General features: G+C 40.1%; 19 protein-coding genes and 10 tRNA genes. 16 read left to right on the forward strand and 13 right to left on the reverse strand.

The window, feature by feature from the left end:
* Positions 1-15: 15 nt before the first annotated feature.
* The 10 genes from CIK00_RS20425 to lolB all read right to left on the reverse strand — a co-directional run bounded on the left by CIK00_RS20425 (position 16) and on the right by lolB (position 5,545).
* Positions 16-100, reverse strand: a tRNA-Leu gene (locus CIK00_RS20425).
* 79 nt (positions 101-179) lie between these two features.
* A tRNA-Met gene (locus tag CIK00_RS20430) sits at positions 180-256 on the reverse strand.
* 61 nt (positions 257-317) lie between these two features.
* Positions 318-392, reverse strand: a tRNA-Gln gene (locus CIK00_RS20435).
* Positions 393-435: 43 nt separating this feature from the next.
* Positions 436-520, reverse strand: a tRNA-Leu gene (locus CIK00_RS20440).
* 51 nt (positions 521-571) lie between these two features.
* Positions 572-648, reverse strand: a tRNA-Met gene (locus tag CIK00_RS20445).
* A 304-nt stretch (positions 649-952) separates the two neighbouring features.
* Complete coding sequence (gene ychF, locus CIK00_RS20450; protein ID WP_101770370.1) at positions 953-2,044, reverse strand: redox-regulated ATPase YchF; 1,092 nt, start codon at positions 2,042-2,044, stop codon at positions 953-955.
* Between the two features lie 94 nt (positions 2,045-2,138).
* Positions 2,139-2,729, reverse strand: a complete 591-nt coding sequence (gene pth / locus CIK00_RS20455; protein WP_101770371.1) for an aminoacyl-tRNA hydrolase — start codon at positions 2,727-2,729, stop codon at positions 2,139-2,141.
* A 236-nt stretch (positions 2,730-2,965) separates the two neighbouring features.
* Positions 2,966-3,913: a ribose-phosphate pyrophosphokinase gene (locus CIK00_RS20460; RefSeq protein WP_144043197.1), complete on the reverse strand. Its 948-nt coding sequence runs from the start codon at positions 3,911-3,913 to the stop codon at positions 2,966-2,968.
* A gap of 32 nt (positions 3,914-3,945) precedes the next feature.
* On the reverse strand, positions 3,946-4,824 hold the full coding sequence (gene ispE, locus CIK00_RS20465) for a 4-(cytidine 5'-diphospho)-2-C-methyl-D-erythritol kinase (RefSeq protein WP_101770372.1): 879 nt from the start codon (positions 4,822-4,824) through the stop codon (positions 3,946-3,948).
* Positions 4,825-4,873: 49 nt separating this feature from the next.
* The gene (lolB, locus tag CIK00_RS20470) at positions 4,874-5,545 is read right to left on the reverse strand and encodes a lipoprotein insertase outer membrane protein LolB (RefSeq protein ID WP_101770373.1); all 672 of its coding nucleotides are present in this window, start codon (positions 5,543-5,545) and stop codon (positions 4,874-4,876) included.
* A gap of 214 nt (positions 5,546-5,759) precedes the next feature.
* Between lolB and hemA the strand changes: the two genes are divergently transcribed.
* The 7 genes from hemA (at position 5,760) to CIK00_RS20505 (ending at position 12,631) form a co-directional block, all read left to right on the forward strand.
* A complete protein-coding gene (hemA, locus tag CIK00_RS20475; RefSeq protein WP_101770374.1) occupies positions 5,760-7,022 on the forward strand; it encodes a glutamyl-tRNA reductase in 1,263 nt (420 codons plus the stop codon).
* 45 nt (positions 7,023-7,067) lie between these two features.
* On the forward strand, positions 7,068-8,156 hold the full coding sequence (gene prfA, locus CIK00_RS20480; RefSeq protein ID WP_101770375.1) for a peptide chain release factor 1: 1,089 nt from the start codon (positions 7,068-7,070) through the stop codon (positions 8,154-8,156).
* Positions 8,156-9,010 (forward strand): peptide chain release factor N(5)-glutamine methyltransferase, encoded by an 855-nt coding sequence (prmC, locus tag CIK00_RS20485; protein WP_101770376.1) that lies wholly within the window; start codon positions 8,156-8,158, stop codon positions 9,008-9,010. The genes prfA and prmC overlap by 1 nt, the downstream gene beginning before the upstream one ends.
* 5 nt (positions 9,011-9,015) lie before the next feature.
* Entirely contained in the window at positions 9,016-9,396 is a 381-nt protein-coding gene (locus CIK00_RS20490; protein WP_101770387.1) for a SirB2 family protein, read from the forward strand.
* A gap of 13 nt (positions 9,397-9,409) precedes the next feature.
* On the forward strand, positions 9,410-10,219 hold the full coding sequence (locus tag CIK00_RS20495) for a SirB1 family protein (protein ID WP_101770377.1): 810 nt from the start codon (positions 9,410-9,412) through the stop codon (positions 10,217-10,219).
* Between the two features lie 14 nt (positions 10,220-10,233).
* Positions 10,234-11,088 (forward strand): 3-deoxy-8-phosphooctulonate synthase, encoded by an 855-nt coding sequence (gene kdsA / locus CIK00_RS20500; protein ID WP_193435495.1) that lies wholly within the window; start codon positions 10,234-10,236, stop codon positions 11,086-11,088.
* A gap of 283 nt (positions 11,089-11,371) precedes the next feature.
* Positions 11,372-12,631: an SLC5/6 family protein gene (locus CIK00_RS20505; protein WP_101770378.1), complete on the forward strand. Its 1,260-nt coding sequence runs from the start codon at positions 11,372-11,374 to the stop codon at positions 12,629-12,631.
* A 112-nt stretch (positions 12,632-12,743) separates the two neighbouring features.
* Here CIK00_RS20505 and CIK00_RS20510 read toward each other — a convergent pair whose 3' ends face one another.
* A complete protein-coding gene (locus tag CIK00_RS20510; RefSeq protein ID WP_101770379.1) occupies positions 12,744-14,627 on the reverse strand; it encodes a methyl-accepting chemotaxis protein in 1,884 nt (627 codons plus the stop codon).
* A gap of 298 nt (positions 14,628-14,925) precedes the next feature.
* Here CIK00_RS20510 and CIK00_RS20515 point away from each other — a divergent pair, with 298 nt between their 5' ends.
* From CIK00_RS20515 to CIK00_RS20530, 4 genes are all read left to right on the forward strand, one after another.
* The gene (locus CIK00_RS20515) at positions 14,926-16,284 is read left to right on the forward strand and encodes a Na+/H+ antiporter NhaC family protein (RefSeq protein WP_101770380.1); all 1,359 of its coding nucleotides are present in this window, start codon (positions 14,926-14,928) and stop codon (positions 16,282-16,284) included.
* Between the two features lie 311 nt (positions 16,285-16,595).
* Positions 16,596-18,269: a bifunctional UDP-sugar hydrolase/5'-nucleotidase UshA gene (ushA, locus tag CIK00_RS20520; protein WP_101770381.1), complete on the forward strand. Its 1,674-nt coding sequence runs from the start codon at positions 16,596-16,598 to the stop codon at positions 18,267-18,269.
* A 200-nt stretch (positions 18,270-18,469) separates the two neighbouring features.
* Entirely contained in the window at positions 18,470-18,949 is a 480-nt protein-coding gene (gene ybaK, locus CIK00_RS20525; protein ID WP_101770382.1) for a Cys-tRNA(Pro) deacylase, read from the forward strand.
* A 64-nt stretch (positions 18,950-19,013) separates the two neighbouring features.
* The gene (locus CIK00_RS20530; protein ID WP_101770383.1) at positions 19,014-19,628 is read left to right on the forward strand and encodes a LysE family translocator; all 615 of its coding nucleotides are present in this window, start codon (positions 19,014-19,016) and stop codon (positions 19,626-19,628) included.
* A 49-nt stretch (positions 19,629-19,677) separates the two neighbouring features.
* On the opposite strand, the gene CIK00_RS20535 is transcribed toward CIK00_RS20530, so the two are convergent.
* Together CIK00_RS20535 and smrA are read right to left on the reverse strand one after the other, a co-directional pair.
* A complete protein-coding gene (locus tag CIK00_RS20535) occupies positions 19,678-20,592 on the reverse strand; it encodes a DMT family transporter (protein WP_101770384.1) in 915 nt (304 codons plus the stop codon).
* Between the two features lie 177 nt (positions 20,593-20,769).
* A complete protein-coding gene (smrA, locus tag CIK00_RS20540) occupies positions 20,770-21,351 on the reverse strand; it encodes a DNA endonuclease SmrA (RefSeq protein WP_101770385.1) in 582 nt (193 codons plus the stop codon).
* 435 nt (positions 21,352-21,786) lie between these two features.
* Between smrA and CIK00_RS20545 the strand changes: the two genes are divergently transcribed.
* The 5 genes from CIK00_RS20545 to CIK00_RS20565 all read left to right on the forward strand — a co-directional run bounded on the left by CIK00_RS20545 (position 21,787) and on the right by CIK00_RS20565 (position 22,695).
* A tRNA-Pro gene (locus CIK00_RS20545) sits at positions 21,787-21,863 on the forward strand.
* A 233-nt stretch (positions 21,864-22,096) separates the two neighbouring features.
* Positions 22,097-22,173 (forward strand) — tRNA-Pro (locus tag CIK00_RS20550).
* Positions 22,174-22,182: 9 nt separating this feature from the next.
* Positions 22,183-22,258, forward strand: a tRNA-His gene (locus CIK00_RS20555).
* Positions 22,259-22,405: 147 nt separating this feature from the next.
* Positions 22,406-22,482 (forward strand) — tRNA-Pro (locus CIK00_RS20560).
* Positions 22,483-22,618: 136 nt separating this feature from the next.
* Positions 22,619-22,695: transfer RNA gene (locus CIK00_RS20565), tRNA-Pro, on the forward strand.
* The last annotated feature ends 31 nt before the right edge of the window (positions 22,696-22,726 follow it).

Genomic DNA, 22,726 nt, shown 5'->3' on the forward strand with positions numbered 1-22,726 from the left:
TTTTAAATCAGAGAATGGTGCGGAAGGAGAGACTTGAACTCTCACACCTTACGGCGCTAGAACCTAAATCTAGTGCGTCTACCAATTCCGCCACTTCCGCATATTATCAGTTACGAATAACTGTTGTCTCTGATTGTATTCTCAATTAAGTATAGGTAAATACTTATTTGCAGAATAAATGGTGGCTACAACGGGATTCGAACCTGTGACCCCATCATTATGAGTGATGTGCTCTAACCAACTGAGCTACGTAGCCAACGTAAAATACCAATTAATAATATTCACTAAGAATAAAGTTAATCGTTATTTTTAAATTATGGCAGGTCTACCTGGATTCGAACCAGGGTATGACGGCATCAAAAGCCGTTGCCTTACCGCTTGGCGATAGACCTACAGTGTGCTTTTTCAAGCTATCTCTCAACTCTATTGAGAGAATGGTGCGGAAGGAGAGACTTGAACTCTCACACCTTACGGCGCTAGAACCTAAATCTAGTGCGTCTACCAATTCCGCCACTTCCGCATTTTGTCAGTTATAATAACTGAATTTCAATCTTATTAAATAAAATTGAAATGGTGGCTACGACGGGATTCGAACCTGTGACCCCATCATTATGAGTGATGTGCTCTAACCAACTGAGCTACGTAGCCATTTTGCTTTCCAACGCCGCTGCTCTTACTGAGCCACTTCGTTGGGAACGGGGCGCATTATGCTCATACCAGCCAAAACCGTCAATAGTTTTTTTTGAAAAATGGTGAAAATTCGTTTGTTCGGCGGTTATTTGGGCGAACTGGGCGAATCACAAACTGATATCTGATTTGTCAGCTAGCAATAATTAAAATTGTGACCTAGCGCGAGTTTATTTTTATAGTGGTAAAGATAAAAAATAAGCCAGCACGAGGCTGGCTTATTCATCAATTCATGGTTATACGAATAATAACTGAATAGAAAAAATTATACGTTGAAGCGGAAATGGACTACATCACCGTCTTTAACGATGTAGTCTTTACCTTCTAGACGCCATTTACCTGCATCTTTTGCTGCTGATTCACCACCGCATTCGATGTAATCATCGTAGCCGATAACTTCTGCGCGAATGAAGCCTTTTTCAAAGTCGGTATGGATCACACCTGCCGCTTTTGGTGCTGTAGCGCCAATAGGGATAGTCCATGCACGTACTTCTTTAACACCTGCTGTGAAATACGTCTGTAGTGCAAGTAATTCATAACCAGAACGAATAACACGGTTAAGACCTGGTTCTTCGATGCCCATATCAGCAAGGAATTCTTCACGGTCTTCGTCATCAAGCTCAGCGATTTCAGATTCCATTGCGGCACAGATAGGCACAACAATGGCGTTTTCTGTTGCTGCGCGCTCCATAACTTTGTCTAGGAATGGGTTATTTTCAAAACCATCTTCACTAACGTTAGCAATGTACATTGTTGGTTTTAGTGTTAAGAAGTGCAGGTAATCAACTGCTGCTTTTTCTTCTTTATTTAGATCCATTGAACGTAGCATTTCGCCATCAGTTAATACTGGTAGCATTTTTTCTAGTACTTTGATCTCAGTTTTAGCATCGTTATCGCCACCTTTAGCTCGCTTAGCGACACGGAAAATAGCACGCTCACAGGTATCAAGGTCAGCCATTGCTAGTTCAAGGTTGATGATATCGATATCTTCAAGAGGGTCAATACGGCCGGCAACGTGAACGATGTTCTCATTTTCAAAACAACGAACAACGTGACCAATAGCATCAGTTTCACGAATGTTAGCTAGGAACTTGTTACCAAGACCTTCACCTTTAGATGCGCCAGCAACAAGGCCTGCGATGTCTACAAATTCCATTGTGGTTGGCAGAATACGTTCTGGTTTAACGAAGACTGCTAATGCATCCATGCGAGGATCTGGCACAGGTACAACACCTGTGTTTGGCTCAATAGTACAGAATGGGAAGTTAGCTGCTTCGATGCCTGCTTTTGTTAAGGCATTGAACAGTGTTGACTTACCAACGTTTGGTAGACCTACGATACCGCATTTAAAACCCATGGCTTGTAACCCTTTTGGTGATTATTCTGTAACAAATCAATTATAGTGCTCAACAATAAGCCTATAACGACAAAGTAGTACTGTTGCCAGTGCGCTATTCTGCCTTGAATGAATGAAGACGATTTTGTGCCTTACTGAGGCCGTCTTTTAGAAGCACATCAATACAGCGAACTGATTCGTCAACTGCTGCATCAATAAGTTCTTGGTCTTTGGCTGGTGCTTTTCCAAGCACGTAGTCAGCGACTTTATTTTTATCGCCAGGGTGGCCAATGGCAATCCTTAAACGATAGAAATCTTTGTTGTTGCCCATTTTGCTAATGATGTCACGCAGACCATTATGACCCCCGTGACCACCGCCTTTTTTAAACTTGGCAACACCAGGAGGTAAATCAAGTTCATCGTGCGCGACTAAAATTTCTTCCGGTTTGATTTGGAAAAAATTAGCTAATGCTGCAACTGATTTACCCGATAAATTCATAAATGTGGTTGGGATCAACAAGCGAAGATCTTGGCCATTGGTTGTGATCCTACCGGTTAGACCAAAATATTTTGGTTCTAGACGTAGGGTAACGTTATGGACTCGGGCTAGTTCTTCAACGACCCATGCACCAGCATTATGACGGGTTTGTGCATACTCTTGGCCAGGGTTTGCCAGGCCGACAAGTAACCGAATATTATTACTCACGCTTGTCTCTCTTGTCATATAGCAATAGTGATAGCGTTTTGTGATGACCATTGTGATGGTTAAACCGAGCAATAGTCGGGTTCAAAACGCGCGCTATATTATACTAAATCAAGTGAAATTGATACGACTCTGCGGTGATCGGGTTTTTCAACAGTTGATAAAAAATAAAACGCCTCGCAAAAGCGAGGCGTTGGTTTTTATTTCGCTGAGATAAATCTCATACTAATAGAAGGAGATTAGTGCTCAAACATCGCAGAAATTGATTCTTCGTTGCTAATACGACGAATCGCTTCAGCTAACATACCTGACAGCGTAAGTACTGATACTTTACCTGTCGCAGCAATTTCTTTTGTTAGTGGAATTGAGTCAGTCACAATGATTTCATCAATCACAGATTCAGTGATGTTTTTCAGTGCGCTACCAGAGAATACTGGGTGAGTAGCGTAAGCAAATACACGCTTAGCGCCACGTTCTTTTAGTGCTTCAGCTGCTTTACATAGCGTACCGCCAGTATCGATCATGTCATCAACGATAATACAATCGCGACCTTCAACATCACCGATTAGGTGCATAACTTGAGAAACGTTAGCACGAGGACGACGCTTATCGATGATAGCAATATCAGTATCATCTAATAACTTAGCAATGGCACGAGCACGTACAACACCACCGATATCAGGAGAAACAACCACTGGATCTTTAAGGTCTCTGGCTAATATATCTTCAAGCAGCACAGGGCTACCAAATACGTTATCTACAGGAACGTCGAAGAAACCTTGGATTTGTTCTGCGTGTAGGTCAACTGTTAATACACGGTCAACGCCTACATTAGATAGGAAGTCAGCAACAACTTTAGCAGTGATTGGAACACGAGCTGAACGTACACGACGATCTTGACGCGCATAACCGAAGTACGGAATAACAGCAGTAATACGACCTGCAGAAGCACGACGTAATGCATCGATCATAACAACCAGTTCCATTAGGTTGTCGTTAGTTGGTGCACAAGTTGATTGAATAATAAAGACGTCGCTACCACGAACATTTTCATTAATTTGCACACATACTTCACCATCGGAGAAACGGTCAACCGTTGCGTCTCCTAATGAAATATAAAGACGATCAGCGATGCGTTGGGCTAGTTCTGGTGTTGCGTTACCACAAAACAGCTTCATATCAGGCACGGTGTAAACCTCAGGTTGCGTCCAAGTTGTAATTACTGACAATCCATAGAATATGTGGCGAGTGTTGTCAACAAAGGAGATACGTTAACACCTTTTGCGACAAATCCTTGGAGCCAGTCAGGTAAATTATTCAAAATATCATTAGCCTTTTGCTGAGTATCACATTCTGCGAACACACAAGCGCCAGTACCAGTTAATCTTGACGGTGCATATTCTAACAGCCATGAAAGCGCCTGATCAACCTCGGGATTAAGACTTCTTACAATTTTTTCGCAATCGTTTTCGTAAACCCTACGTAACAGGGCATCTAAGCTGCGTTTTTTAGTGTTACGTGGTAGGTGTGGATGGTTGAAAATTTCAGCAGTTGCGATGCTTATATCGGGTTTTGCAACCAGATACCATTTTTCTTGTGGTAACGCAGGTTGTAATTTCTCACCGATACCTTCTGCAAAGGCACTATGACCACGAACAAAAACAGGTACATCAGCGCCAAGTTTTAAGCCGATAGCCGCAAGTTCATCAACAGATAATTGTGTTTGCCATAAAAAATTTAATGCAACTAAGGTTGTTGCAGCATTGGATGAGCCGCCACCTAAACCTCCACCCATGGGGAGAATTTTATCAATATGGATCTCTGCGCCAAAATCTACTTGTGCTGCTTGACGTAAAGCAACAGCAGCGCGGTAAATTAAATTATCTTCAGTGGCAACACCCGTAATGGCAGGCATTAGTGTGATTTTACTGTCTTGACGGGCGGTAATGGTTAATGTGTCACCGTAATCAACAAACTGAAATAACGTTTGTAAGTCGTGATAGCCATCGTCTCGCTGACCTGTAATGTAGAGAAAAAGGTTAAGTTTCGCAGGCGCTGGCCACTGAGTGGCAATATCAAATTTAGCTTCGTGGTTCATGAAAATGACTCATTATTCCGTAAATTTTAAATATCAATAAACAGGGTTATTATTTTATTTTCCAATTAGATACTTTTATTTTAATGGTTAAATCACCCTGTTTTAATGTCATTAGAATGGGTAGGGATGGTACCTGAGTATTATCGTAACTACTGTAATGCATCTCCCAAGTGCGGCCATCAATTTTTTTGGTTAAAAAGGCGACTTGGTTATTTTTATTGAGTAGATAGTGATCGGCGCCTGTGGGTAGACCAATTAACCAATCTTGCATCTGTTGCAGTGGTAAGTTAATACCTGTGAGTTGTTGCACTAATTGTGTTGCATCTGTGCCATGGTGTGTTTTACCGTCAGGATCTGTAAGTGTAACGTTATGAGGACGCGCGTCCAACTTGAGGATTGTTTTATACATTTTGGTTAAAATAAGCTGATAATCATCAGGTTGGTTTTGCCAATTAAAAGTGAGCGTTACTCGTTGTTGGGGGCTGATATACCCAAATACACCTTGAGCATGATAATTGGTTAACTGTTGTAATTGAGCTTGGTGGAGTGCCCAATCTGCTTTGTGGGTGATTGTTGGTTGTTGTGCGCAACCTGAAAGTAGTGATAACGATAAAGCGAAAAAAGAGCCGAGCCATTTTTTTTTGTGAGCTATTACCGATTTTTTGAGTGCGGGTGTCACTGTGGCTGAAGTGATATTTTTAACAAGATTACGCAATATCATCGTAAGTGATCTCTATCAGAATGAATCAAAACAATAGCGATAATTTAATCGAAAGCCAAATTATACCCCCTAATAAGACTAATTAGATGGCTAAAAAACGATAAAAATGGTGTCATTATGGATTGATTGCGTCTGTTGCCTTTTATTACGACATGGCATCAAGTAAAATCTGCACCTTAGATTTTTTCACTGCCAAAGTGGGTATACTGTTTCCATGACCTTGCTTGCATTAGGAATCAACCACAAAACAGCTTCTGTTGATTTGCGTGAGAAGGTAGCTTTTTCTCCTGAAAAACTGTCTTTGGCACTGCAGGAGCTTAAAAACCATCCTGAGGTATCGAGTGCGGTTATTGTATCTACATGCAATCGTACTGAAGTTTACTGTGAATTATCGCAGTCAGGGCCGGGTGTGATTATTGACTGGTTGACCAAATTTCATCAGATCACAGCCGAAGAATTGATGCCAAGCCTGTATTTTCATGAACAACAAGCTGCGGCGCGGCATTTAATGCGTGTCGCGTGTGGCTTAGATTCATTAGTATTAGGCGAACCGCAAATCCTAGGACAGGTGAAGCAGTCTTATTCGGAATCAAAAAGCAATGGAACTGTGGTTGGTACCTTAGAAAAGTTGTTTCAAAAAACATTTACCGTTGCCAAGCGCGTACGCACTGAAACCGATATCGGTGGCAATGCGGTTTCTGTTGCTTATGCTGCGTGTTCGTTGGCTCGACAAATTTTTGAAGCTTTATCAGACGTGACGATGTTGCTCATTGGGGCAGGAGAGACCATTGAATTGGTTGCTCGTCATGCAGCTGAACAAGGCTGTAACCGTTTAATTGTTGCTAATAGAACCCGAGAACGTGCGCTTAATCTTGCACGTGAGTTTGGCGCTGAAGTGATAGGTTTAGAAGATATTCCTGCTCATCTTCATCGTGCTGATATCGTGATTAGTTCTACTGCAAGTCCTTTACCTATTGTAGGTAAAGGCATGGTAGAAACTGCGTTAAAACAACGACGTAATCAGCCAATGCTCTTTGTTGATATTGCTGTGCCGCGTGATGTTGAATCACAGGTTGGCGATCTGAATGATGTGTATTTATATTCTGTTGATGATCTGCATTCGATTGTCGAGAAAAATCGCGAGCAACGTAAAGTCGCTGCGATTCAAGCTGAGGCGATAATCACCGACGAAAGTATAGCTTTTGTACAGTGGTTACGTTCATTGGAAGCGGTTGATAGTATCCGTGACTATCGTCAATATGCTGAAGTAATAAAACGTGAGCTGTTACAACGCAGCTTACAAGCAATCGCTAATGGCACTGATCCTGAAAGAGCCTTGGTAGAATTGAGTAATAAACTAACCAATAAGCTTATCCATGCTCCGACTAAAGCCATGCAACAGGTCGCCAAAGATGGTGAATCTGACAAATTGGTTGTGATCCGTGAAGCACTCGGGCTGGATTCCTATAACGATTAGCAGTTGATGGCTTTGGCCTTCACTCCGCACCCTAATTAGAAGATTATGAAGCAATCAATTTTAATTAAATTAGAAACTCTGGTTGAACGTTACGAAGAAGTTCAACATTTACTGGGTGATTCCAGTGTTCTTAGTGATCAAAACCGATTTCGTGCACTATCAAAAGAATATTCTCAGCTTGAAGAAGTGACCAAGTGTTTCCAAGCGTATCAACAAGCAAAAGAAAACCTTGAAGCTGCTGAAGAAATGGCACAGGAAGATGATGCTGAAATGCGCGAAATGGCGCAAGAAGAAATCAAAGATGCTAAGGCTGAAATTGAACGTTTAACCGATGAATTACAATTATTATTGATTCCTAAAGATCCTAATGATGATCGTAACTGTTTCGTCGAAATTCGCGCCGGTGCTGGTGGCGATGAAGCGGGTATTTTTGCTGGTGATCTATTCCGTATGTATAGCCGTTATGCAGAACGTCGTGGTTGGCGCATGGAAATTATCAGTGAAAACCGCTCAGAACAAGGCGGTTATAAAGAGATGATCGCAAAAGTAAACGGCGATGGCGCTTATGGCGTCTTGAAGTTTGAGTCAGGCGGTCACCGTGTACAACGTGTACCTGCTACTGAATCTCAAGGCCGTGTACATACATCGGCTTGTACTATCGCTATTTTGCCTGAAATTCCTCAAGAGGAAATTCCAGAGATTAATGCGGGCGATTTACGTATTGATACTTTCCGTTCATCAGGCGCGGGTGGTCAGCACGTTAACACCACCGACTCTGCTATTCGTATTACTCACTTACCAACGGGTATTGTAGTTGAATGTCAGGACGAGCGTTCACAGCACAAAAACAAAGCGAAAGCGATGTCCGTGCTAGCGGCTCGTATCATTAAAGCGGAAGAAGCTCGTCGTCATGAAGCTGAAGCAAGTACGCGTCGTAACTTGTTAGGTTCGGGTGACCGTTCTGATCGTATCCGTACATATAACTACCCTCAGGGTCGCGTATCTGATCACCGTATTACATTAACGCTTTACCGCTTAAATGAAATTATGGAAGGTGATTTAGATGCATTGATCCAACCTGTATTTGTAGAATACCAAGCGGATCAATTAGCTGCGATGGCTGAGCAGAACTAATGCCACATAGCATTGAATGTTTATTAAAACAGACCAGTGCACAACTCGACGCTGCGGGCTCTAGTAGTCCGCAGTTAGACAGTGCGGTGTTGTTATGTCATGTGTTAGATAAACCACGTAGTTATTTATTTACATGGCCAGAAAAGCAACTCGATGATACTCAGTTTGCGATGTTTTCAGCATTATTGGCACGCCGAATCGCGGGTGAGCCGATTGCTTACATTATCGGTGAACGTGAGTTTTGGTCGTTATCATTAAAAGTATCACCATCAACATTAATTCCCCGTCCTGATACTGAAAGGCTGGTTGAATTAGCCCTTGAAAAGATTCCTCTAGGTAAATGTCAGGTACTTGATTTAGGTACAGGTACAGGCGCAATAGCATTAGCTATCGCATCTGAACGTGCTGATATACTAGTGACAGGGATTGACTTACGTCCTGAAACTGTTGCATTAGCCACTGAAAATAGCCAAAGATTACAGATTACCAATAGTCGTTTTTTAAGCGGTAGTTGGTATAGCCCTCTTGAGCAACAACCTCAATTTGCCGTCATTGTCAGTAATCCGCCATATATAGATGAAGCGGATCCACATCTGATTGAAGGTGATGTTCGCTTTGAACCTAAAAGTGCATTAGTTGCTAGTGATAACGGACTCGCTGATATTCGTATTATTAGTCAAGATGGACGCCAATATTTATTACCTGATGGTTGGTTACTCATGGAACATGGTTTTGAACAAGGCGCTGCCGTTCGAACTATTCTTGAGCAATTAGGCTATGTGCAGGTATCAACATGTCAGGATTATGCTGGGCTCGATCGCGTAACGATGGGTTGCTGGCAAGGAGATCATTAGTAATGATGTATATGGCAATGAAACACATCCACCTTACTGCTATTGCGTTAAGTGTCTTACTATTTGTCGCTCGCTATATAATGGTGATGGCAAATTCATCAATGATAAATAAAAAATTCTTTAAAATTACACCCCATGTCATTGATACCATCATGTTAGCGTCAGGTGTCGCATTAATTTTCATTACTGGTTTTATGCCATTTACCGCGGGTAATGGCTGGCTAACAGAAAAATTAACCTGTGTTTTTGCCTATATTGCATTAGGTTATTTCACGCTTCATCATGGTAAGAATAAAGTATTTAAAACGTTTGCTTTTTTAGGTGCGATTGGTTGGCTGGTATTAGCGGCACAGTTAGCCATTACTAAAACATCTATATTAGGCTAATGCAGGTAATATCATGATGCCATTTAATGAACAAGAGCTTAATCAGATGCCATTGGTTGATGGTGCGATTGCTTTTATGGTTGAAGTCGATACTGATTTCCCCGCTACTTGGGTACAGTTACGTTTGACGCAGTTAGCAAAAGAAGCAGAACAAGCATTAATGGGGGAAGTTAATCCTCGTCTACGTTTGGATGGTTTATTACGACTGTTTTATCGTGAGTGGGGCTTTCAGGGTGATCTTCAGCAATATTTTTCATCAGAGAATGCTTTTTTAGATAAAGTGTTAGAACGACGTAAAGGGATCCCCGTTAGTTTAGGCGCTATTTTGTTATATTTAGCTAAACAGCTTGAATTACCGGTTGAAAATGTAGGCTTCCCAACCCAATTTTTATTGAAAGTTGTGTGGTCGCAAGATGATATACAATACATCAACCCCTTTGATGGTGAGTTTGTTAGTACTCATATCTTACGCAGTTGGCTAATTGGTCATTGTGGTCCATTTGCTGAATTTAAATCTGAATATTTGAATGAGCAGCAAAACAACGTTATTTTATCACGTTGGCTAACGGTAATGAAAAGTGCGTTATTGCGAGAAGAGCAATTTACTGATGCATTACGTTGTAGTGATTTAGCATTAGCGTTAAATCCTGGTGATCCACATGAAATTCGTGATCGAGGCTATATTTACCAGCAACTCGATTGTCTTCATGCTGCTGCGGTTGATTATTCTTATTTTATTGAACAATGCCCTGAAGATCCTGCTGCGGATTTGCTTAAACTTCAAGTAGACGCTTTATATGAAGAGCCTCTTACTTTGCACTAGATGAGAAGATAAATATGATGCAACAAAAAATTGTTCGTGTTGGTGATATTGATGTTGCTAACGATAAGCCATTTGTACTCTTTGGTGGTATGAATGTACTAGAGTCTCGTGACCTAGCAATGAAAATGTGTGAGCATTACGTAGAAGTAACCACTAAATTGGGTATTCCTTTCGTATTTAAAGCGTCTTTTGATAAAGCTAATCGTTCATCAGTACATTCTTACCGTGGTCCTGGTTTAGAAGAAGGCTTAAAAATCTTCCAAGAATTGAAAGACACTTTTGGCGTGAAAATCATTACTGATATTCATGAAAAAGAACAAGCTCAAATTGTTGCTGATGTGGTTGATGTGATTCAGTTGCCCGCTTTCCTTGCTCGTCAAACAGATCTTGTTGAAGCAATGGCAAAAACTGGCGCTGTGATCAATGTGAAAAAACCACAGTTTATGAGCCCAGGTCAGGTGGGTAATATTGTTGAGAAGTTTGCAGAGTGCGATAACCACAATGTGATTTTATGTGAGCGTGGCGTATTATACGGTTATGATAACCTTGTGGTTGATATGCTAGGTTTTGATGTTATGAAAAAAGCATCAAAAGGTAGTCCAATCATTTTTGATGTAACGCATGCATTACAATGTCGTGATCCACAAGGTGCTGCATCAGGTGGCCGTCGCGAGCAAACCATTGATCTTGCTCGTTCAGGTATTGCGACGGGTATTGCTGGTTTATTTATGGAAGCACACCCAACGCCAGATTCTGCTCGTTGTGATGGTCCATCAGCTTTCCCGCTTGATAAGCTTGAACCTTTCCTTGCACAAATTAAACAATTAGATGATTTAATTAAAAGCTTCGCGCCAATTGAAGTTAATTAATCACTATCGTTAATATATTTTAGCCCTGTGAATTCTATTCATGGGGCTTTTTTGTACAATAAATAAACGATACATAAAAAATTGTTTAATTGAATAATTTGGTTATTTATTTCAATTTAGTAAGCTATAAGCAGTTTAATATATTACATATTGTATGTTTTTTAGTGATAGTGGATTATTAGCTTGTGTTATTTTAGGGTGATCTGTGTCACTTTTTTTTTGAGTCTTTGTTGTGCTCGTTCCATACTGACGACCAAGTTTTATTAAGTCGTAGTGAGTTACCGTGTCAATATCGCAAGATCTTTCCATATCAGAAGCAAAAACAGTCTCGTCACATTGGACTAAGCATGACACCAGTTGGATGTTAAGTTTATTTGGGACATCCGTTGGGGCTGGCATTCTATTTTTGCCGATTAATATTGGTTCTGGCGGTTTTTGGTCGTTAGTTATCATGGCATTACTTGCCGGACCGATGACGTTTTGGGCTCACCGTGGATTGGCACGATTTGTTTTATCATCAACCCAAAAAGATGCAGACTTTACCGATGTGGTTGAAGAGCACTTTGGTCAGCGTTATGGTCGCTTAATCTCATTACTTTATTTTCTGTCTATTTTCCCTATTTTGCTTATCTATGGTGTAGGTTTAACTAATACTGTTGATAGTTTTATAGTTCACCAACTTGGAATGGCACCACCATCACGCATTCTGCTCTCGGGTTGTTTAGTCTTTGGTATGATCGCGATTATGCTATCGGGTGAAAAAACCATGCTACGAGTATTTGGAATGATTGTTTATCCGTTGACGTTTATTTTAGCGGGTATTTCAATTTATCTTATTCCTAGTTGGCACATGCCTGATTTTAGTTTTAATCAAAGTGTCGCTAACTTAAGTGCGTCGTTATGGTTGGCGATCCCAGTGGTGGTATTTGCTTTTAGCTATACGCCCGTAGTATCAGGTTTTGTTAATGCTCAACGTCGTCAATATGGTGAACAGGCACAAACTAAATCAGAAACTATTTTAAAACGTACGTCAGTAATGCTAATTGTGTTTGTATTGTTTTTTGTTTTTTCATGCGTATTAAGTTTAACCCCAGCGCAACTTCAACAAGCAAAAGTGGATAACGTGTCAGTGTTATCGTATTTAGCCAATGTTGAAGACAGTCCTTTTATTATGATTTTGGGGCCATTAATTGCTTTTATTGCGATTACATCGTCGTTCTTAGGGCATTTTATGGGTGCACGTGAAAGTTTTAATGGCTTAGTTGCCAAGCAAACTTCTTTACCGTTAAAGACCATTGATAAGATCGGGATTGTACTGATGTTTATTAGTATTTGGTTTGCGGCGGTAATGAACCCAAGTATTTTAGGCATGATGGAAGCGCTATCGGGACCGGTGATTGCGATGATTTTATTTTTAATGCCAATGCTGGCGGTGTATCACATTGAAAGTTTAAGAATCTATCGTGGCAAAATAAGTACGTATTTCATCTTATTGATGGGGTGCTTAGCGGTAGGTGCGATTGTGTTTAATTGGGTTAAATAAAACGGTCGTTAGTTAAGGTATAAAAATGAAGGCTTGCTACTCTGTCTCTAGTGTTAACTAGCCGCAGGGTAGGCAAGCCTTTTTTGTTGATTATTAACTGTATAGCGAATAATTACAGTTTAAATCGATTAATTTCTTGTTGGAGTTCATGCGACAGCGTTGATAATTCTGCGGCTTGTTTCGCTGCTTCATTGGCTTCTATTGCTAATTCATTTGATACATCACGGATCCCTTCGGTATTACGAGTGATTTCTGATGTTACAGATGATTGTTCTTCTGCCGCGGAAGCTATTTGTGTTGCCATGTCACTGATATTATTTACTGCGGTAGTGATTTGAGACAAGCTTGCAGAGGCCGAATTAGCATCATCAACACTGGTTTCTGCTAAATGACGGCTATCATCCATAATGCCAACCGCTTGGCTGGTGGTTTGTTGCAGTGTTTCTATCATTTGCTGAATTTCTTGGGTTGAAGCATGGGTACGTTGACTTAATACTCTTACTTCATCGGCAACAACAGCAAATCCTCGTCCTTGTTCTCCTGCTCGTGCCGCTTCGATAGCAGCATTAAGGGCTAATAAGTTGGTTTGCTCAGCAATGCCTTGAATCGTTGATAGGATCGTATTGATACTTTGTGCATGGCTGTTTAATGCACTGATCACACCGGTTGCTGTTTCTACTTCTTGGGCAAGACTGGCGATTGATTGTTGGCTTTGGTTAACTTGGGTGCTGCCATGGCCTGAAGCAATCACTGTTTCTTCTGAGGTACGGGCAGTATTTTCAGCATTTGATGCAATTTCATGAGTGGCCGCTGCCATTTCATTAATTGCTGTTGCAACCATATTTATTTCATCTTGTTGAAATTGAATACGGGTACTGCGTTCTTCTGCTTGAGAGGCGGTGATATGTGATTGTTGGTTTAAGGTTGTAGATACCAGACTTAATCGCGTCAGCATACTGTGTAGATTACTGACAAATAAATTGAAGTTATGGGCAAGTTGACCGATTTCATCATTGCTATGAGGTTCAAGACGGCGGGTTAAATCACCTTCACCGTTCGCAATTTCAGCCAATGCCGCTGATACGCGGTTAAGATCGCGAAATAAGAAATTGACTAATACTGTTAAGGCTGCGATCACCAATAAGGTAATAACGATAGCGGTAATAATTAACTGTTGTAATGCTGAATGGTAATTGGATTCTTCTGTTGCCTGATCCATTTCTAACGCTAAAATCCAGTCGGTATTCGGCACGTTAGAAAAATAGAACACTTTTGGGTGACCATTAATCGTTATCGTTTGTGGTTTATCGGTTGCAATTTGCTGTTCAATATTAGCCAGTGTCAGTTGGTTACTGTATTGCGCCAATGGCTTAAGTAGTAATTGTTTATTTGGATGTGCTAAAAAGCTGCCATCTTGTTTATTGATTAACATTGCAAAGGCATTGTCACCCACATCAAGGCTAATAACATCATTGATCAGTTGATCAATGAGGACATCTGCGCCAACTACACCGACTGTCTGACCATTATTAATTAAAGGTTGAGCGATAGTAACTAATAATGCATTGGTAATGGCATCTTTATAGGCGGCGGTAATAATTTGTTTACCTGCGGTTTGTGCATCACGATACCAAGGGCGAGTGCGGGGATCATAATTAGCCCGATTACGTTCTGGGTGTGAGCGAAGCATTGCACCATCAATAGCACCAAAATAAATATCATCAAACCCACCGCTTTTACGTGCTTGCTCTAAAAACATCACACTATTGGGTTGATCATAATATTTATCGAATGATTGTGTTATTGCGCGACGAATATTCATCCAGTCAGCAATACCTACGGTTGCTGTTGAAGCAATGCTGTTAGCACGTTCAGTAGTACTGGCGTGGGTTTCGTTATCAAGTTGTTTTGCAGCCAACCATGTTAACGCTGTGGCCATTATGATTACTGCCGATACGCTAGCAATGATCAGTTTTTGTTTGAGTGAAAACTGCATTAGTCCATCTCATTAGTCAAAATATACCTTATGAGAGCAAATTATGCCTATTATTACAATTGATTCATTGGTGATTGAAAGTTTTATTTTAAAGTTAGTAAGATATTGATATATTGTGACTTTTTATTGACGTTTATCGATAAGGAGAGGGTCAAAGTATTGACGAAATGATTATTTTGATGCTTTCCTATTAGTATGTCATTAATGTGCATATGGATGTTTAGACGTCTGGATGTTGACAGTGATGACACATCCCATTAACCTAAGGGAAATTCTAAAATAGATATTCATTATCAGCATGTCAAACACAACGAAAACAGCATCAATTACACCTTCAGCATTGGCATTGCTGCCATTGGGGATCTTTTTGTCCTTATTTATCGGTGTTGGTAGTTATCTTACTTATCAAGGCGTCGATTTCGCGTTTTATCAATTACCGTCACCTGTTGCAGCATTACCCGCTGTTGTTGTGGCTATTCTTCTTAGTAAAGAAAAATTAAACAAAGCAATAGAGCAATTTATTCGTGGTGTTGGTCATAACGATATTATTGCAATGTGCATGATTTATTTATTAGCAGGCGCCTTTGCTGCGGTTGCTAAGGCTTCTGGTGGTGTTGATGCAACGGTAAACTTGGGGATGGCAATATTGCCTGCAAGCATGATTTTACCGGGTATTTTTGTTATTTCAGCGTTCATTGCTACCTCAATGGGGACGTCAATGGGCACTATTGCGGCAGTGGCTCCTGTTGCGTTAGGTATCGCTCAAGCTGCTGGAATGGATGTGGCATTAACAGCTGGTGTGGTATTAAGTGGCGCTATGTTTGGCGATAACTTATCTATTATTTCTGATACGACGATTGCAGCAACCCGCTCTCAGGGCTGTCAGATGAAAGATAAATTTCGCGAGAATATTAAAATTGCCTTACCCGCGGCGATAGTGACGATGGTGTTGTTTGCTTTTAGTAGTTCTGTCACGACCTTGCCTGCTGCTAACCCTATTGAATGGCTCAAGGTCTTACCTTATATCACCATTTTAATCCTTGCTGTTTCTGGGGTGAACGTTTTCGTTGTACTGAGTTTGGGTATTGTATTGGCTGGTGGTGTCGGATTATTCTCAATTGATAGCTATAGCTTAACCACATTTGGTAAAGATATTTATAGTGGTTTTGGTAATATGCAGGAGATTTTCTTACTTTCAATGTTAATTGGTGGGGTGAGTGAGTTAATGCGTCAGCAAGGCGGCTTAGCATTTTTAACCCAGCTTATTAGCCGTGTGATTGGTAAGTTTAGTTCAAAGCATAATGCGTCAGAAAATTCACGCGCCAGTGAATTAGGTATCGCAAGTTTGGTGAGTTTAACTAACTGTTGTACTGCCAATAATACCGTAGCAATTATTGTATCAGGTGGTGTCGCACGTGAATTAGCGCAAGAAAATGGTGTTACGCCACGTCGTTCAGCGAGCTTGCTGGATATCTTCTCTTGTGTAATACAAGGCGTGTTACCTTACGGCGCTCAGGCATTATTATTAGGTTCCGTTTTTAAGTTGTCGCCGTTAGAAATAGTCTCTCATTCTTATTATTGTTTCTTTTTAGCCATATCGGCATTAATTGCTATTTTTATTCGCCGCTCAGTGACTAAATTTGAAAAAGTATTTTAATCCATAAATGATTATATTTAGAGATTGAGTTAATTCATTGTTTTTCAAAAAGCTCGGCATTGTCCGAGCTTTTTTTATGGATTGTGATCCACTGTTCGTTTTGAATGTTGTAAAGGTGATCTTGATTGCAAAATAATGACGTTATAACCATGGTTATTTTTGATTCATTTACACTGAGCGCAATTATTTTTAAGTGGTTATTTATTCGAATACCTTCATTAAATAACACGACTCTTTTGCATTAATTTAACTCGATTCAAGCCAGCTAAGAATGGTAGATATCGATGATTAAGATCGCTAAGGTGGATAACATGAAACAACGTCTATTTGCTAAAACTGCATTAACTGCTGCTCTGCTTGCGGTACTTTCTGGTTGTGCTACACCGACAGGTGATACTGCGACGAAATGGGATGCTGATAAAACGTATCGTATTACTATTTTGCATACTAACGATAACCATGGCCGTTTTTGGCAAAATCAAAATGGTGAATATGGTATGGCAGCACGTAAAACGTTGTTAGATAATATTCGTGCAGAAGTGAAAGCAGAAGGGGGTACCACATTATTACTTTCTGGTGGTGATATTAATACTGGTGTTCCTGAATCAGATTTACAAGATGCAGAGCCTGATTTTAAAGGTATGAATTTGTTAGGTTACGATGCAATGGCATTGGGTAACCATGAATTTGATAACCCGCTTGATGTATTACGTAAGCAACAACAATGGGCGAAATTCCCAATGTTATCCGCCAATATTTACGATAAAAATACCGGTAAGCGTTTATTCCCGCCGTATCAAATTTTTGAGCAGCAAGGGATTAAGATTGCAGTGATCGGATTAACTACCGAAGATACTGCTAAAATTGGTAATCCAGAATATATTGGTGCAATTGAATTCCGTGATCCAAAAGCGGAAGCGAAAAAAGTGATTGCTGAACTTGAAAAAAATGAAAAACCTGACGTAATCATTGCCGTAACCCATATGGGACATTATGAAGATGGTCAACGAGGTATTAATGCCCCTGGTGATGTTGCATTAGCGCGTTATATGCAGCCGGGTGATTTAGATATGATCGTCGGTGGCCACTCACAAGAACCTGTGTGTATGGAATCCCCCAATAAAAATAATAACAATTTTAAGCCCGGTGATAAGTGTACGCCTGATCAACAAAATGGAACGTGGATAGTACAAGCACATGAATGGGGTAAGTATGTTGGCCGGGCTGATTTTGAATTTCAAAATGGAGAATTAAATCTTATTAGTTATGATTTGGTTCCCGTAAATTTGAAGAAAAAAATCAAATTAGATGATGGCAGCCAAAAGCGGGTTTTTATTCAGAATGAGATTCAACAAAACCCTCAAGTATTATCATTTTTAACACCATTCCAAGAAAAAGGCCAAGAGCAACTAATGGTTAAGATTGCAGAATCTAACGGTAAGTTAGAAGGTGATCGTAGTGTGGTACGCTTTAAACAAACTAATTTAGGTCGTCTGATTGCAGCTTCCCATATGCAGCGTGCGAAAGCTGATTTTGCAGTGATGAACTCTGGTGGTGTACGAGATTCAATTGATGGCGGTGATATTACCTATAAAGATGTACTGAAGGTGCAACCGTTCGGTAATATTGTGTCTTATGTTGATATGTCAGGAAAAGACGTTTTAAACTATTTGAATGTGGTCGCAACTAAGCCTGTTGATTCTGGTGCTTATGCTCAATTTTATGGTATCACGATGACGGTTGCGAATGGTCAAGTGAGTGATGTTAAGATTGGTGGAAAACCAGTCTTAATGAATAAGACCTACCGTTTTACCGTACCAAGTTTTAATGCTGCGGGTGGTGATGGCTATCCAAAAATCAACAAACATCCAGGTTACGTGAATACTGGTTTCGTGGATGCGGAAGTTTTACAAGAATTTTTACAAAATAATAGACCAATTGATGTTAATAAATACGCGCCTAAAGGTGAGATTATTTATAAATAAGTGATTATTATTGCTGAAATATATGTCATACGGTGCTGAATTTTTAGTGCCGTTTTTTTTGTCCTTTTTTTAAAATATTTCTCGGTATATAGTTCTGTTTTGGTAAACAGATGTGGTTAGCTTCTTTGATGGGTATGATTTGACATAAAAGGGGAGCTAATTACAACTGTTTGATTAATCAAGCTGTAAGAGAAAACGTTATGACACCTGCAATTAAATTAGCAAAAAAAAATAAAATCGAATTCCAAATTCATCAATATGAACATGATACTGCTAATAATAACTTTGGCCATGAAGCCGCTGAAATATTGGGGTTAGATCCTCATCGTGTATTTAAAACACTATTATTTGCATTAAATGGTGATCCTAAAAACTTGGCTGTGGCAGTGGTTCCTGTCGCTGGGATGTTAGACCTAAAAGCTGCGGCTAAAGCGGCTGGTGGTAAAAAAGCCGAGATGGCTGATCCTAAATTAGCTGAAAAGGTGACGGGTTATATCGTTGGTGGTATTAGTCCTTTGGGGCAGAAAAAACGCTTACCTACTTTTGTGGATAGTAGTGCTGAGTTGTTTGAGACTATTTGTGTTAGTGCTGGACGTCGTGGCTTAGAAATAGAATTAGCAGCGAAAGATTTAGTGTCTTTAACGGGTGGTCATTTTGCAACGATAGCGAAACAAGATTAAGTCATCACAATTAATTGGGGTAATAAAGGATCCCGATCTATTCATTGATAAAAGGAAATTAACAATGACGATTAGTATTTGGCTTTCTTTATTACTCATTTGTCTATTAGGTGCGATGTCACCTGGACCCAGTTTGGCGGTAGTGGCTAAACATAGTCTATCAGGTGGACGTTGGCATGGTATTGTCTGTGCCTGGGCGCATGCTTGTGGAGTGGGGTGTTACGCATTATTCACTCTACTTGGATTAGCGGTTGTTTTACATCAATCACCACTGCTATTTACCAGTGTCAGTTATGCGGGTGCAGGGTATTTAGCTTATTTAGGGTTTAATGCATTACGTTCTAAAGGCGGTGTCGCGGCAAAATTAGCGCAAGGGCAACCAAGTTCGTTGTTTGAAGCGGCGCGTGATGGGGTGATGATCTCGCTATTTAATCCTAAATTAGCATTATTCTTTCTAGCATTGTTTAGCCAATTTGTCGCAGTCGGTAATGAAGTTTCATCAAAAGTTATTATCGTAGCGACACCGCTGCTGGTGGATGGATTTTGGTATACGTTAATTGCGTGTGTTTTATCTTATCCACGGGTTCTTAGTGTTTTAAGAACGAAAGCGCAATTGATTGATCGTCTGTCAGGGATAGTCTTACTGGGATTGGCTTTGCGCGTGGTGTGGTTAGCTTAATTATAAAAATGTCATTAAAAATAGCCGAACTGAGTTCGGCTATTTTATATTAGCAATTAGGCTGGCATCTTTTGTTACGTAACCAAATAGGCACAAAAGTATTTAAGATTGTCGCTAATATAATTAAGCTGACGCCCACAAGTTTGTTCCATGACATTGGATGGTTAAAGAACATGAATTGCCAAATGGCTGAGAAAATTAAATTAGTAAAAATAATGGGTGCTAATTGTGAACCTGACTCTGCGAGTTGGTAAGCTTTAGCTCGGAACACTTGAGTATTAACCGTACATACTGCCATAAATAGCAATAGTAATAATAAAGGATGTTGCCAGCCCGTTAGTGTGTGCCACTCTACCGCCGTCGTCATTGGAGACAACATTAAAAAAGGCACTAAAAATATTGAGGCAACAATAAAGCTCCAAGCACTCACACCTAAAGGTGTTAGATTACTTTTACTTGAACGGTACATCGCCACTTGTGAGCCTGCATTAAAAATACCGCCAGCCAAACCTAATAATAAGCTCCCGCCAAATTTCATTTGTTCAAGATTACCCGCAATAAAAAGCAAGCCGGTAAAAGTAATACCTAAATTGATAATAATTAGGCGTTTAATTGGTATTTTAAAAAAGATACGTTCTAAAATAGGAACAAATAAAGGACTGGTACCAAATAAAACAACGGCTTCAACAAGGCTAAGGTGCTTAATTGAGGCAAGAAAACAAAGCTGGCTGCCTGTAATACAAATACCGCGAATAATTAAACCACTCCACGCTTGTTTATTGGGTTGTGACCATTGGGTGATCATCATTAACCAAAAGGCAAGAATCGCTGGGAATAAGAGGCGGAAAAAACATAGCCATGCAGGGTCAAAGCTGTTGGTTAGCCATTTAGAGAGTAATCCTGTTATTGATAAGCTAAATGTGGACACTAGCATTAACAGCATTGGGCGTATTTCTGAATTCATGAATAATCTCCTAGGGCGGCGACTTTACTGAAATTGTATGATAATTAAATTCAAAACAATTTAACCCTAGGATATATTTCTCTTACTATTTGATGAATGATGTCTTTTTAGTTGTAAAAATGAATATTAACTTTGTTTATCGATAATTGGCTGATCATTCATTTTTATTATGTATTGTTAGGCTTCTCGATGGTTTTCATGTCGATCGCGGGTTTGTTGTTTCTTTTCTGCACTTTTCTTGATCATAACGTAAAGTGCTCCAGTTCCACCATGTTGGCGTTGTGCTGAATGAAAACAAAGCACATCAGAAATTTGTTCTAGCCATGTTGCGACAAAACTTTTCATTAATGCCTGAGGATTGCTACGTTCTCCTTTGCCATGAATAATCATAACGGTGCGAATATCTAAACGTTGGGATTGTTTTAAAAAAGCCAACACTTCATCGCGAGCTTGAGCTAAGGTCTTTTTATGGAGATCTAAACGGGCATGAATAGCATATTTCCCTTGGCGCATTTTCTTAAATACTGTCAACTGGACCCCATCACGTTTAAACTCAATCATGTCATCTGGTTTGATCATATTGGCATTATCAAGAGAGAGATAATCGATATTACCGTTTGCTAGCGTTTGTGCTGCAAGACGTCGCGCGAGTTGATCTTCCGATATTTGGTATTTTTGTTGGATTAAAATAGTATCTTGTTTTATTGGTGTTACATCAGCCATCATCTCTTTAAAGAGATCTAATTCATTATTAGACATAAAAAAGCTCACTATAATTAAACAATAATTTTAGTATACCCGCGCTTAATTGAAACAAAAGCCAATAAATAGGAAAGATAAAGATAGATATTTAAGGGTTTAAGCATTGAAATTCATTTAAAATTAACTATATCGTGTAATGATATTTATCATTAAATCTTTTAAATTATTATAAATGTCGATAGTTGATTGTATTTTATACAGAATAAGTCATTGGTACCTCTTAAAAGTGCTGTTTTAATACACATATATTTTAGTTACAAAAAAAATACCGTATAGGGGTTGCTAAAATAAAAATGGCGAGTATTATAAGCGACCTCAACGACGCACAGCGCGTTGATAATCGAAGAATAGCGTAGTTTGAGAGCGTATCTTTGATGTTAGGAATTACAGGTTTAAAGTTAACTTTTGATTTGTGCTTCTAGCAAAATTAGTCGGTGAATAGCGCAGTTTGGTAGCGCATCTGGTTTGGGACCAGAGGGTCGGGGGTTCGAATCCCTCTTCACCGACCACTATTTAAATAGTAGTGGTTTATTAAAACCATTATTATTGTCGGAGAATAGCGCAGTTTGGTAGCGCATCTCTGATGTTAGGAATAGCGGACCAGAGGGGTGACCCTTCTAGTAGCGTTCCTAGAAAAGAACAAAGTCGGTGAATAGCGCAGTTTGATAGTGCATCTCTGATGTTAGGAATAGCGGACCAGAGGGTTGCCCCTTCTAGTAGCGTTCCTAGAAAAGAATTAAGTCGGTGAATAGCGCAGTTTGGTAGCGCATCTGGTTTGGGACCAGAGGGTCGGGGGTTCGAATCCCTCTTCACCGACCACTTACAATGGTGGCTATAGCTCAGTTGGTAGAGTCCCGGATTGTGATTCCGGTTGTCGCGAGTTCGAGCCTCGTTAGCCACCCCATTTTCAGGTTATCTTTTATTAGAGACCTTGGCCTTGTAAGCCTAAACATTGTCGGAGAATAGCGCAGTTTGATAGCGCATTTCTGATGTTAGGAATAGCGGACCAGAGGGTTGACCCTTCTAGTAGCGTTCCTAGAAAAGAATTAGTCGGTGAATAGCGCAGTTTGGTAGCGCATCTGGTTTGGGACCAGAGGGTCGGGGGTTCGAATCCCTCTTCACCGACCACTATTTAAAAGTAGTGGTTTATTAAAACCATTATTATTGTCGGAGAATAGCGCAGTTTGATAGCGCATCTCTGATGTTAGGAATAAGCAGACCAGAGGGTTGACCCTTCTAGTAGCATTCCTAGAAAAGAATTAGTCGGTGAATAGCGCAGTTTGGTAGCGCATCTGGTTTGGGACCAGAGGGTCGGGGGTTCGAATCCCTCTTCACCGACCACTATTTAAAAGTAGTGGTTTATTAAAACCAT

Source organism: Photobacterium carnosum (genome assembly GCF_002849605.1).
GTDB lineage: Bacteria > Pseudomonadota > Gammaproteobacteria > Enterobacterales > Vibrionaceae > Photobacterium > Photobacterium carnosum.